At 74.0% G+C, this 453-nt stretch carries 1 protein-coding gene; it reads right to left on the reverse strand.

Translation table 11 applies throughout. The features are described 5' to 3' along the window. Nucleotides 1–425, reverse strand: a 425-nt coding sequence (locus tag ADK55_RS19685) for an AMP-binding protein (protein WP_234350153.1), incomplete at its 3' end; no start/stop codon positions are given. Between the last annotated feature and the right edge of the window lie 28 nt (nt 426–453).

A 453-nucleotide genomic window follows, 5' to 3' on the forward strand; every position in this document is an offset into this window, starting at 1 on the left:
ACCGGGGCGGCGGTTTGGATCATGTGGGTGAGGCGGTCGGTGGGCAGGGTGGTGTCGAGGGGGAGGTAGGCGCCGCCGGCGCGGACGACGGCGTGCAGGGCGATGACGAGGTCGAAGGAGCGCGGGAGCGCGACGCCGACGACCTTCTCGGGGCCGACGCCGTGGGTGATGAGGAGTCGGGCGAGGCGGTTGACGCGGTCCTCGAACTCGGCGCGGGTGAGTTCGACGCCCTCGAAGACGAGGGCCGTGCCCTCCGGGTCGCGTCGTGCGCCGGCGGCGACCAGGTCGTCGAGGGTGAGGGTGGGGACGGGCCGGGCGGTGTCGTTCCAGCGGGTGAGTACCCGTTCCCGTTCGGCCGGGTCCATCAGCTCGATCGCCGAGACGGGCGCCGTCGGGTCCGCGACCACGGCCGTCAGGAGCCGCACGAGCCGATCGGCCAGGGTCCGGACCGTC

This window comes from Streptomyces sp. WM4235, assembly GCF_001279725.1.
Taxonomy (GTDB): Bacteria; Actinomycetota; Actinomycetes; order Streptomycetales; family Streptomycetaceae; genus Streptomyces.